General features: G+C 65.1%; 13 protein-coding genes and 1 tRNA gene. 7 read left to right on the top strand and 7 right to left on the bottom strand.

What is annotated here, in order from left to right; genetic code table 11:
- Positions 1 to 2 precede the first annotated feature (2 nt).
- Complete coding sequence (locus tag FHW97_RS10825) at positions 3 to 1,946, bottom strand: peptidylprolyl isomerase (protein ID WP_171798984.1); 1,944 nt, start codon at positions 1,944 to 1,946, stop codon at positions 3 to 5.
- 247 nt (positions 1,947 to 2,193) lie between these two features.
- Between FHW97_RS10825 and tpiA the strand changes: the two genes are divergently transcribed.
- The 3 genes from tpiA (at position 2,194) to FHW97_RS10810 (ending at position 5,261) form a co-directional block, all read left to right on the top strand.
- Positions 2,194 to 2,964, top strand: coding sequence for a triose-phosphate isomerase (gene tpiA / locus FHW97_RS10820; RefSeq protein WP_171798983.1), 771 nt, complete (start codon positions 2,194 to 2,196; stop codon positions 2,962 to 2,964).
- 73 nt (positions 2,965 to 3,037) lie between these two features.
- Complete coding sequence (secG, locus tag FHW97_RS10815; RefSeq protein WP_022675537.1) at positions 3,038 to 3,424, top strand: preprotein translocase subunit SecG; 387 nt, start codon at positions 3,038 to 3,040, stop codon at positions 3,422 to 3,424.
- A 205-nt stretch (positions 3,425 to 3,629) separates the two neighbouring features.
- Positions 3,630 to 5,261: a CTP synthase gene (locus FHW97_RS10810; RefSeq protein ID WP_022675538.1), complete on the top strand. Its 1,632-nt coding sequence runs from the start codon at positions 3,630 to 3,632 to the stop codon at positions 5,259 to 5,261.
- A 198-nt stretch (positions 5,262 to 5,459) separates the two neighbouring features.
- Here FHW97_RS10810 and FHW97_RS10805 read toward each other — a convergent pair whose 3' ends face one another.
- A complete protein-coding gene (locus FHW97_RS10805; protein ID WP_028657657.1) occupies positions 5,460 to 5,924 on the bottom strand; it encodes an Hsp20 family protein in 465 nt (154 codons plus the stop codon).
- Between the two features lie 170 nt (positions 5,925 to 6,094).
- Here FHW97_RS10805 and grxC point away from each other — a divergent pair, with 170 nt between their 5' ends.
- From grxC to FHW97_RS10785, 4 genes are all read left to right on the top strand, one after another.
- The gene (gene grxC, locus FHW97_RS10800; protein ID WP_028657658.1) at positions 6,095 to 6,370 is read left to right on the top strand and encodes a glutaredoxin 3; all 276 of its coding nucleotides are present in this window, start codon (positions 6,095 to 6,097) and stop codon (positions 6,368 to 6,370) included.
- Positions 6,371 to 6,378: 8 nt separating this feature from the next.
- Positions 6,379 to 7,230 carry a carbon-nitrogen hydrolase family protein gene (locus FHW97_RS10795; protein ID WP_171798982.1) on the top strand — a complete coding sequence of 284 codons (852 nt, stop codon included), beginning with the start codon at positions 6,379 to 6,381 and terminating at the stop codon, positions 7,228 to 7,230.
- Positions 7,227 to 7,736, top strand: coding sequence for a DUF1178 family protein (locus tag FHW97_RS10790; protein WP_171798981.1), 510 nt, complete (start codon positions 7,227 to 7,229; stop codon positions 7,734 to 7,736). Before FHW97_RS10795 ends, FHW97_RS10790 begins: the two co-directional genes overlap by 4 nt.
- Positions 7,737 to 7,815: 79 nt before the next feature.
- Positions 7,816 to 7,892, top strand: a tRNA-Arg gene (locus tag FHW97_RS10785).
- 45 nt (positions 7,893 to 7,937) lie between these two features.
- Here the strand turns inward: FHW97_RS10785 and FHW97_RS10780 are convergent.
- The 5 genes from FHW97_RS10780 to FHW97_RS10760 form a co-directional block, all read right to left on the bottom strand.
- Positions 7,938 to 8,366 (bottom strand): hypothetical protein, encoded by a 429-nt coding sequence (locus FHW97_RS10780; RefSeq protein ID WP_054130999.1) that lies wholly within the window; start codon positions 8,364 to 8,366, stop codon positions 7,938 to 7,940.
- Between the two features lie 87 nt (positions 8,367 to 8,453).
- Complete coding sequence (locus FHW97_RS10775; protein WP_022675544.1) at positions 8,454 to 8,873, bottom strand: GNAT family N-acetyltransferase; 420 nt, start codon at positions 8,871 to 8,873, stop codon at positions 8,454 to 8,456.
- A 57-nt stretch (positions 8,874 to 8,930) separates the two neighbouring features.
- Complete coding sequence (locus FHW97_RS10770; RefSeq protein WP_171798980.1) at positions 8,931 to 9,581, bottom strand: TadE/TadG family type IV pilus assembly protein; 651 nt, start codon at positions 9,579 to 9,581, stop codon at positions 8,931 to 8,933.
- On the bottom strand, positions 9,575 to 10,177 hold the full coding sequence (locus tag FHW97_RS10765) for a TadE/TadG family type IV pilus assembly protein (RefSeq protein WP_054131000.1): 603 nt from the start codon (positions 10,175 to 10,177) through the stop codon (positions 9,575 to 9,577). The genes FHW97_RS10770 and FHW97_RS10765 overlap by 7 nt, the downstream gene beginning before the upstream one ends.
- Complete coding sequence (locus tag FHW97_RS10760; protein ID WP_171798979.1) at positions 10,174 to 11,979, bottom strand: TadE/TadG family type IV pilus assembly protein; 1,806 nt, start codon at positions 11,977 to 11,979, stop codon at positions 10,174 to 10,176. The genes FHW97_RS10765 and FHW97_RS10760 overlap by 4 nt, the downstream gene beginning before the upstream one ends.
- Positions 11,980 to 12,267 lie beyond the last annotated feature (288 nt).

Here is a 12,267-nt window from a genome sequence, read left to right as displayed (position 1 = left end):
TCTTACTGGTTACCGACAAGCTTGGTATTGAGCGCACGCAGCGCGGTTTCGTTGCGGGTCACGCCCACCTGGTTGCGGATCGCGGTGCGCAGTTCCTCGGCCACTTCGCGGCCCATATCGAGGCCGAACTGCTTGCCAGCCTGCGCCAGGAACGGATCGCCTGCGGGGATGACGCCGGGCGTCACCGTCTTGAGCGAAACCACGTAGAAGCCGGCATTGCCCGGCGCGGCGAGCGGCTTGGCCGTGCCCTTGGACATGGCGAACAGCAGCACCAGCGGCGGGGGCAACTGGCGGCCGCTTTGCTGCATGGCCGCAAGCTGTTCGCGCGTGATCGCCACCGGCTGCGCGGGCGGCAGAGTCACGCCCAGGCCCTTGAGTGCGTCAGCCAACGAGGTGCCCTTGGCCATCGCGGCGAGCACCTTGGCCGAGGCATCCTTGGCCTTGGCGGCGCCCTGTTCGGTGGCATAGTCGCGCGCGACCTGGTCCTTGATCTGGTCAAGCGGCGCGGGGGCGGCAGGCATGATCTGGCCCACGTCGAAGATCGCGATGCGCTTGCCATCGGCGAGCGGCGCAACCTGGCCTTCGCCTTCATGCTCCAGCGCAAAGGCGCCTTGCAGCAGGGCGGCAACATCGGCCGGGGCCTTTTGTCCGGGCTGGCCGAACACGCTGCCATCGGCAGTGAGGGCAGGGGTGGTGGTCAGCGTCACGCCCTGGGCCTTGGCCACATCAGCGAGGCCGGTGTGGTTTTCGAACTGCTCTTCCAGGCGGGAAGACAGATCGAGCAGCGCGGCGTGGCGCTTTTCGGTGGTCAGTTCCGCCACCAGTTCGGGACGGGCCTGTTCCAGCGTCTTGCCCGGCTTCTTGACGATGGCATCGACGCGGATCACGTGCCAGCCAAGTCCGCTCTTGGCCGGCGTTGCCACCTTGCCCTGGGCGGCGGCGAAGACCGCATCGGCCACGGCGGCAGAGCTTTGCGCGGCGAGCTTGTCACGCGTGAGATCGGCGATCTTGCTGGCGGCAAGGCCCTTGGCGCGGGCAGCGGCCTCGATGCTGGTGCCGGCAGAAACCTGCGCGGCCAGCGCCTGGGCGGCCTGCTCGGTCGGCACGACGACCTGGGTTACCGTGCGGGTTTCGCTGGGCGCGTAGACATCGGCCTTCGCCTTGTAGCGGGCGGCAATGTCAGCGTCGCTGGGGGCAGGCACGTTGGCCAGGCTCGCTTCGTCGATCACGGCATAGCGCACGGTGCGGCGCTCGGGCTGCTGATAGCGGGCGGCGTTGGCCTTGTAATAGGTGGCCAGCACTGCATCGCTCGGCTTGTCCTTGCCGGCAAAGGCGATGCTGGGCAGGAAGGCGATGTCGCCCTCGCGCTTTTCCTTGAGCATCGCGGCATAGCGCGCCACGGCCGAGGCGGGCATGGCGGCGCCTGGCGCCACCGGCGACAGCACCTGGCGGGCGATCAGGCTCTGCGTGATCGACTTGCGCACGGCGGCATCGGTCATCCCGCGCTGGGCGAGGAACGCGCGATAGACCGCGTCGCTGAACTTGCCATCGGGGCCCTGGAACGCGGGCTGCTTGGCGATTTCGCTGTCGACCAGACGATCGCTGACGCCCATGCCGTTCTTGGCAGCCCATTCCTGCATCGCGGCACGATCAGCCAAGCCGGAAAGGGCATCGTTCATCACGCCCTGGGCCAGGAACTGGCGCATCGTCAGTGTCGGGTTCTGCTCGCGCTCCTGCTCGAACGCGGTGGTGATGGTCTTGCCTAGCTCGTCCACGCCAACCTTGGCATGGCCGACCTTGGCTGCTGCCTCACCGTCCGAAGACTGGCCGACACGCAGGCCGCTCACGTCGGCGCCGGCAAAGGCCAGGGCAAGAAGACCGATGAACACCAGGGCGAAAAGCGCGCCGATGCGGGAATGGATCAGTTTACGAAACAGCGAGAGCATGGGATGCGATCAAATCCGCCTGATGACTTGGATTGGCCTGCCTTAGGAGGCTTGGACCGATCCCGCAATGCCTCTGGCACGGCACAGGCCGGCCAAGCACTTCATCGCGGGGGCCTTGCGCTGGCGGGGCAATTGCAGGCAAGGGGGTTGGCACGGAATCGGGCCTGACAACGCGCCACCGCACAACAACCGGCGCGGCAATCCCGATTTTCGGCGGGGCACACAGAACGAGGGATCAAAGCCAGCCATGGCGCAACGACCATATATCGTCGGCAACTGGAAGATGAACGGCAGCCGGGCCATGCTGGCCGAGGCGCGCGCGATCGACCGCGCTGCTGCCCGCCATCCGCAGGTGGATATCGCCCTGGCGCCGCCGTTCCCGCTGATCGGCCTGCTGCGCGAGGCCGTGACCGGCATCGGCGTGGGCGGGCAGGATTGCCATACCGAGGCCAAGGGCGCTCATACCGGTGATGTTTCGGCCGCCATGCTGGCCGATATCGGTGCCGATTTCGTGATCCTGGGCCACAGCGAGCGTCGCCGCGACCATGGCGAGAGCAATGCGCTGGTGCGCGCCAAGGCCGATGCCGCGCTGGCGGCCGGGCTGGGCGTGATCATCTGCGTGGGCGAAACGCTGGAAGAGCGTGACGCTGGCCACGCCGAAGATGTGGTGGCCAGCCAGGTCGACCATTCCCTGCCACAGGGCGAAGCGGCACTAGAAGCCGTCGCCGGTGGCAAGCTGGCCGTTGCCTATGAACCGGTATGGGCGATCGGCACCGGCCGGGTGGCCGATGTCGAGGATGTGATTGCCATGCACGCCGCAGTGCGGGCGCGGCTTCATGCCGCCTATGACGAAGCCGGCGCGCGCCCGCGCATTCTTTATGGCGGGTCGGTCAACGCCGGCAATGCCGCCGCGTTGCTGGCTGCGCCCGAGGTGGGCGGGGCTCTGGTTGGCGGGGCAAGCCTGACGGCCGATGCCTTCCTGCCGATCGTGGCGGCCGCTGGCGCCGGCGAAGGCTGAGCGCAAAATTCGGCCCCTTGCGCAAGGGCGCCCGGCGCCCTAAGTGCGCCGCAACAGTTTCAGGCGGAACCTCATGTCGCTCTTTATCTTCCTCACCGTTATCCAGGCGCTGGTGGCTGCCGCCCTGGTTGGCGTGATTCTCATCCAGAAGTCCGAAGGCGGCGGCCTGGGCGTGGGCGGCAGCCCGGCCGGCTTCATGTCGGCACGCGGCGCGGCCGATTTCCTCACGCGCGTTACCTCGATCCTGGCGGTTCTGTTCGTCGGGCTGAGCATCGTGCTGGCGGCCATGGCTGTCAACGCCGGTGGCAGCCGCACGCTCGACACTTCGCTCCAGCGCACGGCCGACCCGCTGGCCGGCCAGGCCCAGCAGCCGGTTGCGCCCGCTGCCCCGGCGGCTGATCCTTCGGCGGCAGCCCCTGCTGCGCCGGCCGATCCGCTTGGTGGTGCCGCCAAGCAGTAACCCTATGCAAGCATGAAACCAGGCGTTCCCGCCCCGCAGGCGGGGGCGCCGGTTTTGTTTTTGCGGTCCCTTTCGTGATGCCTGCGCGTGCCTGCAACGGGCGTGCGTGGTATTGCGGTTCGCCCTTGCGCCTGTGGATTGCCACGCTGTTCGGCGTCGGTTCTGCTTGCGCTCCCCTCCCTTCTGACGCTAAGGCCCAACTCCCATGGCGCGGTACATTTTTATCACCGGCGGCGTGGTCTCCTCGCTCGGCAAAGGTCTCATGGCGGCAAGCCTCGCGGCGCTGCTCCAGGCACGTGGCTATCGAGTGCGGATCCGCAAGTTCGATCCCTATCTCAACGTCGATCCGGGCACGATGAGCCCGTATCAGCACGGCGAAGTCTTCGTCACCGACGACGGCGCTGAGACCGACCTTGACCTTGGCCACTACGAGCGTTTCACCGGGGTTTCGGCCCGCCAGGCCGACAACATCACCTCGGGCCGCATCTATCGCGACATCATCGCCAAGGAACGCCGCGGCGATTACCTGGGCGCAACCGTGCAGGTGATCCCGCACGTGACCGACGCGATCAAGGACTTTGCCCAGGCCGAAACCGAAGACCTCGATTTCGTGCTGTGCGAAATCGGCGGCACGGTGGGCGACATCGAAGGCCTGCCGTTCATCGAGGCGCTGCGCCAGCTGCATAACGAGCTGGACCGCGACCAGACCTGCTTCGTCCACGTGACGCTGGTGCCCTATATCGCGGCCGCTGGCGAGTTGAAGACCAAGCCGACCCAGCACTCCGTGCGCGAACTGACCGGCCTTGGCATCCAGCCGGATATCCTGCTGTGCCGCTGTGAAAAGCCGCTGCCCGATGGCGAGCGCGCCAAGATCGCGCAGTTCTGCAACGTGCGCAAATCGGCAGTGATTCCGGCGCTTGACGCCAGCAGCATCTATGCCGTGCCGTTGCAGTATCACGCCGAGGGCCTCGACGCCGAAGTGCTGCGCCATTTCGGCATGACGGCACCGCAGCCGGACCTGGCGGTGTGGGACGATATCGTCGATCGCTATCAGAACCCGGAAGGCGAAGTGACGATCGGCGTGGTCGGCAAATATGTCGGCCTGCAGGACGCCTACAAGTCGCTCAACGAGGCGCTGGCCCACGGCGGCATGGCCAACCGCGTCAAGGTCAATGTGCGCTGGATCGACGCCGAACTGTTCGAGCGCGAAGACAGCGAGATTGCCGCGCACCTTGAACCGATGCATGGCATCCTGGTGCCCGGCGGCTTTGGCGAGCGCGGCTCGGAAGGCAAGATCGCCAGCGTGCGCTTTGCCCGCGAGCGCGACGTGCCGTTCTTCGGCATTTGCCTGGGCATGCAGATGGCCTGCATCGAGGGCGCGCGCAACACCGCCGGCATCGCCGAGGCGTCTTCCACCGAATTTGGCCCGACCAAGGAGCCGGTGGTGGGCATCATCACCGAATGGATGACCGCCGAAGGCCTGGAAAAGCGCGAAGCCGGTGGCGATCTGGGCGGCACCATGCGCCTGGGTGCCTATGAAGCGCACTTGGCCGGCAACAGCCATGTGTCGAGCATCTATGACGCCACCACGATCAGCGAACGGCACCGCCACCGCTATGAAGTGAACGTCGCCTATCGCGACGCGCTGGAGCAGGGCGGCCTGCGCTTTTCGGGCATGTCGCCCGATGGCCTGCTGCCCGAAATCGTCGAGCGTCCCGATCATCCGTTCTTCATCGGCGTGCAGTTCCACCCCGAACTGAAGAGCCGCCCGTTCGATCCGCACCCGCTGTTCAAGAGCTTTATCGCCGCAGCAGTGAAGCAGGCGCGGCTGGTTTGATTTTACGAGGTTCGTCTTAGGTTTCCACCACCCCCCGACCCCCTCCTCTGAAGAGGCGGGTGAGTACAACGGGAAAAGCCCCATCCTTTTTAGAGGAGGGGGTTGGGGGGGCGAAGCCTTGCACAAACCCAAACCCACGCAAAAAGGGGCGCTGGCCGCATTGGCCAGCGCCCCTTCGCGTTTCCTCAGGTCAATGGATCAGGCGGCCGCGCTGGCGTCGCCACCTTCCACCACCGACAGGGCCTTCTGGTTGCCGATCAGCACCTTCTTGGGCTTCATCGCCTCGGGCACTTCGCGCACCAGGTCGATGGTCAGCAGGCCATCGGCGAGGTCGGCCGCGCTCACCCGCACGAAATCGGCGAGTTCGAAGCGGCGTTCGAAGCTGCGGTTGGCAATGCCCAGGTGTAGGTACTGCTTGTCGGTCAGATCGGCCTTGCTGCCCTTGACCACCAGCAGGTTCTGCTGCGCGGTGATATCGAGGTCTTCCGGCTTGAAACCGGCAACCGCCAGCGTGATGCGATAGGCATCCTCACCCTGGCGCTCGATGTTGAAGGGCGGATAGTTATCGCCAGCATTGGCGCGGGCCTGGCGTTCGAGCAGGTCGAACAGGCGATCGAAACCCACGGTGGTGCGGCGATAGGGGGTGAAATCGAAACGGTTCATGGCAATATCCTCAATCAGAGCAATCTGCACATGCCCTGCCCGGGAAACTCCGGCGCTGGGGCGGGTTTAACATGGCGTGCCCGTCTTGCGGCGCACGTCACAAACGACCATGTGTGGGCTACGTTGCGCATTTCAAGGCCCCCGGTTTCACCAATTTCATCGGAGCGAACATGACCCAGTCCCCAAGCCCCAAGGTTGAAATCTATACCAAGTGGGGTTGCCCCTATTGCGTGCGCGCCAAGGCCCTGCTCGATGAAAAGGGCGTGGCCTATGAAGAATATGACGTGACCATGGGTGGTCCCAAGCGCGCCGAAATGGTCGAGCGGGCGCCCGGTGCCGCTACCGTGCCGCAGATCTTCGTCAATGATCAGGCGCTGGGTGGCAGCGACGATCTCCAGGCGCTCGACCGCGCCGGCAAGCTCGACGCGCTGCTCGGCCTGGCCTGAACTTGGGCATGAACGCGCCCGTGCGCGTGGCGCTGTTGCAGATGACCAGCGGCATCGATCCGCTGGTCAATGCCGCTACGATTGCCGATGCGGTCGCTCGCGCCGCCGGGGAAGGGGCAGCCATGCTGTTCACCCCGGAAATGGCCGGGCTGATCGATCGGGACCGCGCCCGCGCAACGCCGCATATCGTGGCCGAAGCGGCCAATCCCGTGCTGGCTGCCGCGCAAGAGGCGGCGGCACGCCACGGCATCTGGGTGCATCTGGGCTCGCTCGCGATCCGGCCGGATCAGCCGGCAGAGCGCGGCGACGCACGCTGGGCCAACCGCGCCTTCGTGATCGACGGCGCCGGCCAGATCGCGGCCCGCTATGACAAGATGCACATGTTCGACGTGGACCTGGCCACGGGCGAAACCTGGCGCGAATCGGCCGCCTATCGCCCTGGCGAGGCGGTGGTCACGGTGGAAACACCGGTCGGCCGCCTGGGTCTGGCGATCTGCTATGACATCCGCTTTCCGGCCTTGTTCGAGGCATTGGGCCAAGCCCGCTGCGATTGCATCGCCATCCCCGCCGCCTTCACTGTGCCCACAGGTGCCGCGCACTGGCACCTGATGCAGCGCGCGCGCGCGGTGGAGGCCAGCGCCTTCGTGATCAGCGCAGCGCAGACCGGCCGGCACGAAGACGGGCGCGATACCTATGGCCATAGCCTGGTGGTCGATCCCTGGGGTGATGTGCTGCTCGACATGGGCGGCAATGCCGGCCTGGGTCTTGCGGAAATCGACCTGGGGCGCCTGGCTGCGGTGCGCCAGCAACTGCCCAGTCTTGCCAACAAGCGCCCCGTGCCCATATCGCGCGCACCATGATTGTCTTCGATCTGCAATGCACCGGCGGCCAGCACCGTTTCGAAGGGTGGTTCGCCTCGTCGGCCGATTATGCGCGCCAGCAGGAGCGCGGCTTGGTCACCTGCCCGATGTGCGGCAGCGGCGAGGTGATCAAGGCTGTGATGGCCCCGGCCGTGGGGCGCAAGGGCAACCAGGCGCCGGCCTTGCCCGTGCCAAGCCCGGCGGACGCTGCACCCGCCGCGCCCGCCGCTGCGGCGCCGGCCAAGCCGTCCCCGCCAGCAAAGCTGCCGCCAGAAGCCGTGGCGATGCTGCGCGCCGTGGCCCTGGCCCAGGCGGAGGCAATCAAGTCATCGACCTGGGTTGGCGATTCCTTTGCCGACGATGCGCGCGCCATGCACTATGGTGACAAGGACGCGGCGCCGATCCACGGCCAGGCCACCGCGCAAGAAGCGCGGGAATTGCTGGACGAGGGTATTGCCGTTGCCCCGCTGCTGATCCCCGTGGTGCCGCCGGGCGAAGCGAACTGACATCCACGCTGGCCCATGCGGGCAGGGCTGCGCAAACGCACATTGCCTTGCCGCAGACACGCTCCTAAGAGAGGCGCGGGCGCCCGTAGCTCAGCAGGATAGAGCACCAGATTCCTAATCTGGGGGCCATGGGTTCGAATCCCGTCGGGCGCACCAACACCAGGCCGGTCCTGCCAAGGGCCGGCTTTTTTGCGATCACGATCAGCGTGGGCTGCCGATGCCCTTGCGGCCGAATACCGGGCGCGGCGGCGCCGGTTGGGCGGCGTTGTCCTCGATCGGCGGTGGCGGCGCGCTGGCGCGCTGTGCCAGATGGCGCGCGATGATGGCGTCGGGATCGAAATCGGATTTGGCTGGCAAGTCTTCCAGGCCGGGCGCAGCGGTGGCGCGCGGCCGCGTTTGCGCCGGTTGCATCAGGCGGCGCAGCGAAATCAGGCCGCCCAGCGCCGATGCGGCGGCAAGGGCCCAGACGCCGATGACCGCGGATTGTCCCACCCCAAACGCCCCGGCATCCGGGCCGGCATCCTGCAATTGCCAGGCGCTGACGCCCCACAGGATGGCCGAGCCGAACGCGCCGATCATGCGCAGGGCGTGGCCGGTGTTGCGGCCGGTTTTGACGAGTGTCTTGAACATGCACCGGCACTTCCCCCGCAGCCGTCAGGCTGATCACGGTGTGTGGTGTACGCCGGCAATCGTGCAGGAAAGGTTGCCGTGCGCCGCCTAAAGCCGCTTTTGCAGAAAGAACCGGCTTTGCCCGCGCGGATGGTCATCAAGCTGGCCGAACACGGCATAGCCGAGCTTTTCATAGAAGCGCGGCGCCTGGAATGCATAAGTATCGAGCCAGATGCCGACGCAGCCCTGCGCCCGGGCATGCGCTTCGGCCTGGTGCATCAAGGCTTCGCCATGGCCTTGGCCACGGTGCGCATCAGGCACGGCGAGCAGCTCGATGAACAGCCAGTCGTAGGAAATCTTGCCCCACAGGCCGCCGACTTCGACGCCGTCGGCATCGGTCAGCATCAGGGCGAGGGACGAAAGGCCCGGATCACCCCCCTCGCGCACGTTGTACACGCGCAGCGGCGCCAGGATCGCTTCGCGCTGGGCAGGGGTCGGTTCGGCGGCATGGACAATCGTCAGCGACATGGCCGCGGCTCTTGGCGTCTAACCACGAAGGTGACAATCACAAAGCGGTTGAAACGCTCAGCACGTTGCTGGTGTGACCGCAGGCGCCGGGTTGTAGATCTGCGTCAGATCGCGATCGTCACGAACATACATCGCCGCGTCCTTGCGGATGACGGTGGTTTTGAACACCGTGCCGAAAAACAAGGGTTGGTAGTTGTAGGCCACTTCGACGTACATCATCGCATAAGGGCTTTCGACCGTGATGGGGGTGGGCTGCCCCATGCCGGCAAAGCTGGTGCCGGTGCTGCCCGTGCCCTGGACGCCATAGCGCGAGACGTACTTGTTGCTGCCCCAGCAACGCTGCCAGTGAATCCATTGGCCGCCCGAGCTGTTGGTTTCCAGGCTGGAGAGGATCACCCGGCCGTTGACGGGAAAATTGAGGTCTTCCACCGAAAGCGCGGCGCCGGTGAATACCTGGTTCACGTCAAATTCGCGAAACATCGGCGCGCCGCCCACCACTGATTGCTTGGCGCGTGAAGCGTTGTCGGCCACCGAGATGGCCAACTGGTTGAGCCGGACATGCAGGATGCCCAGGTTTACCATTTCCATCGAGCCCAGGGCCATGACCATGACGAACGGCAAGCTGACGCCCAGTTCGACGACGGTAACCGCGCTGGTATTGCGCGCGAGACGGCGCAGGAGCGGGATGAGAGAGCGACGCTTCAGCATATCTGGGTCACCGTGCGAACGGTCTGCGTGGCAAAGGGCTGGTTGCGCAAGATCGTGCTGGCGCTCGCTGTCATGTTGGTTGGCAGGCCAAGCATGCTGGAAAAGCCGAACAGCGCGGTATAGTTCACCGTGACGGTATAGAGCACGACGTCGTTTGCGCCGCCCAGCCCGGTCTTGCCCATATCCGCATCCCAGACCCCGTTGCCGTTGGCGTCGTTGAAGCATTCGCCCTGATCGTATTGCCCGTTCTTGTTGGAATCGGTGAAGACTTCGGGCTGACCGACGTTGGTGAAATCGGTATAGTTGCGGCGCGAGAACGATACCGTGGCCCATGGCACGACATGCTGGATGCGCGTGGTGACCTCGCTGTCGATGGTGGTAGTCGAGGTTTGCGCGCTTTGCAGCGAGGAATCGCGCCCGGCGGCGTTGATCGTGCCGGTCAACACGGCCTGCACATAATAGGCCAGGCCCAACTCCAGCAACACGGCCATGATCAGCAGCATGACCGGCGCAGCCAGCGCAAATTCCAGTGCGGTCACGCCCCGGGCATCGCGCCGCAGCCGGCGGACCATCTGGCGAAGCGCGAGGCCGGTCATTTGTTGAGCCGCAGGTTGGCCACCTGGCCGGCGATATACTGGAACGTCGTGGTCAGCGCCGTGGTGTTGGATGCGTAATAGGCGCGGTTGGCCGTGGCGCAGGCCTGCATCTGGGGTGTCAGGGTCTGGCCAAAGCCGATGACCCAGATGGTATAGCCCATGTTCTTGGCCAGCGTGCACGCCGCCAGGAAGCGGTTGTTGTGATAGTTGACGAGGCTGGAGGCCGAGGTGGAGGTGGGCGCATCGCGGCCATCGTATTGCGTCACGCCCCACGCCGTATAGTTCGCGGGATAGTTTTCCATGGTGCCGTCGGTCATGAAGATGATGTGGCGGCTCACCGAGGGCAGATTGCCGGCATTGACGTTGCTGGCAAAGATCCCGTTGGGATTGCCCAGGCGCGCGCCCCAAAGCATGCCGATGTCGTGATAGGTACCGCCGTTGGCGTAGAGGCTGTTGACGTAATTGTTCAGCCAAGTCGGCACAGTTTGCGGCGCCGTGGTATCCACCGTGGTGAACGGCAGCATCGACTGCGGGCAATAGCCTGTCTGGTTGGACATGTCGGTGGTCGTGTTGAGCGGCATGGAATAGCCGTTGAGATAGAACTCGAGGCTTTCCAGATAGGGCTTCCAGCTGGTGGCGTCGTTGGTTGGCGCGCTGGTCACGTCCATGTCGTAGGCGCCGCTGGGAATGGGCGACATCGACAGCTGCGGCACCGTGTTGCGCTCTTCGATGCAGCCACTCCAGGTATAGCTGGTGGTGGTGACATTGCCCACCGTGCCGGTGGCAGTGGTGCCGGTGGCGAGGTCGCGGATGGTGTAATAGGGATTGGTGCTGGATGGCTTGGTCGTGACGTAGGACGCACTTGATGCGTTGTTGCCATTATACAACGTCACGCCCGTCGCCAGCGGCACCGATCCAAACCCCTTGAACGCGGTGACGTCCATGGTCGTCTGGGCATAGCGATAGCTGATCGCGGGATATCGCGTCTGCTTGTTCACGGTGATGGGGGTGGTGCTGAACTGCACCAACTGGGTAATGTATGGCGAGCTGTTGACGAAATAGTTGCTGGGCATCGCGCCCGACGTCAGCAGCCCTTTGGCGTTGACCGTCATGGAATAGGGTACGAAGCCGAAGCGCACGCGGGTGTTGACCTTGTCGACCACCGCACCCGCCACCGTGGTATAAAACGAGCGGATCGCGTTCTGCAGGCCGACGATCTTGGAATCCGAACCGCTATAGCAATTGCCGCCCGACACATTGCAGGCCATCGACCCGGTCGTATCGAGCACGAACATGACGTCGGCATTGGCCATCTGCAATTCAGCGCTGCACTCCACGGTCATCGGCAGGCTGGAATAGTTGAACAGCTTCATCAGCGTGGTCGGCATCGTGGTGCTGGCCGTGCCGCTGACGTGGCCGGTGGTATCGGCGCTGGTGGTGAAAACCGCGGCAGAGCTTTCAGTGCGGTTTTCGTTGATGTTGAAGTTGAACATCTTGTTGGCCTTGGCCTGTTCGGCAGCGCCATAGACGCCCGAAGCCGCCATCGCCTTGCGTCCGGCAAGCACGCCTGCGTCGCAGGCGTCCTGAAGGCTGGTCTTGGTGAGATACGCGCGCGACATGTCCATGCCCAGGCCTGCCAGCGTGATCATCGTGAACGCCGTCAGCGTCATGATCGCCAGGGCATTGCCAGCCCGGTCCTTGGCCAGGCGGCCCATGAAGCCGCGGGCAGGACCCTGCGCGCGGTGCTGGCCGCGGCTGCCGCGATAGGCCTTCAAGCGCTGACGCAACCAACCCAAAAGCATGATCGAAACCTGAACCTTCCCGTTGCCGTGGCGCTGTCACGCACCACACCCCGGCGGCGATCATGCATCGGCAAGTGCTGCCGACCGGTTAATGTCTCGCGAAATTTTCCAACGCATTGCTACGCAGCGGCAGGCATCGTGCTGGAAGGGCAGGGTCTGCCGTGGTTAACGGGGGCAGGCGCAGCGGTTGGTGTGAGGGCGGCAAGGCCATCGCCGGACGCCGCGAAATTCTGCGGTTTTTCCGTCGCGATGCGCTTGCATTGACTGGCCAAATGTGATTCTTCTTGA

This window comes from Novosphingobium sp. SG754, from assembly GCF_013149315.1.
Classification (GTDB): domain Bacteria; phylum Pseudomonadota; class Alphaproteobacteria; order Sphingomonadales; family Sphingomonadaceae; genus Novosphingobium; species Novosphingobium capsulatum.
Note: the sequence above shows the minus strand (reverse complement) of the source record. Positions and strands in the feature narration are given on the sequence as shown.

Bases quoted from the DNA above. Each gene is read 5' to 3' on its own strand.
- FHW97_RS10825 (WP_171798984.1), bottom strand. From the start codon at position 1,946: ATGCTCTCGCTGTTTCGTAAACTGATCCATTCCCGCATCGGCGCGCTT.
- FHW97_RS10805 (WP_028657657.1), bottom strand. From the start codon at position 5,924: ATGAACCGTTTCGATTTCACCCCCTATCGCCGCACCACCGTGGGTTTC.
- FHW97_RS10810 (WP_022675538.1), top strand. From the start codon at position 3,630: ATGGCGCGGTACATTTTTATCACCGGCGGCGTGGTCTCCTCGCTCGGC.
- FHW97_RS10775 (WP_022675544.1), bottom strand. From the start codon at position 8,873: ATGTCGCTGACGATTGTCCATGCCGCCGAACCGACCCCTGCCCAGCGC.
- FHW97_RS10795 (WP_171798982.1), top strand. From the start codon at position 6,379: ATGAACGCGCCCGTGCGCGTGGCGCTGTTGCAGATGACCAGCGGCATC.
- tpiA (WP_171798983.1), top strand. From the start codon at position 2,194: ATGGCGCAACGACCATATATCGTCGGCAACTGGAAGATGAACGGCAGC.
- FHW97_RS10760 (WP_171798979.1), bottom strand. From the start codon at position 11,979: ATGCTTTTGGGTTGGTTGCGTCAGCGCTTGAAGGCCTATCGCGGCAGC.
- secG (WP_022675537.1), top strand. From the start codon at position 3,038: ATGTCGCTCTTTATCTTCCTCACCGTTATCCAGGCGCTGGTGGCTGCC.
- grxC (WP_028657658.1), top strand. From the start codon at position 6,095: ATGACCCAGTCCCCAAGCCCCAAGGTTGAAATCTATACCAAGTGGGGT.
- FHW97_RS10780 (WP_054130999.1), bottom strand. From the start codon at position 8,366: ATGTTCAAGACACTCGTCAAAACCGGCCGCAACACCGGCCACGCCCTG.
- FHW97_RS10765 (WP_054131000.1), bottom strand. From the start codon at position 10,177: ATGACCGGCCTCGCGCTTCGCCAGATGGTCCGCCGGCTGCGGCGCGAT.
- FHW97_RS10790 (WP_171798981.1), top strand. From the start codon at position 7,227: ATGATTGTCTTCGATCTGCAATGCACCGGCGGCCAGCACCGTTTCGAA.
- FHW97_RS10770 (WP_171798980.1), bottom strand. From the start codon at position 9,581: ATGCTGAAGCGTCGCTCTCTCATCCCGCTCCTGCGCCGTCTCGCGCGC.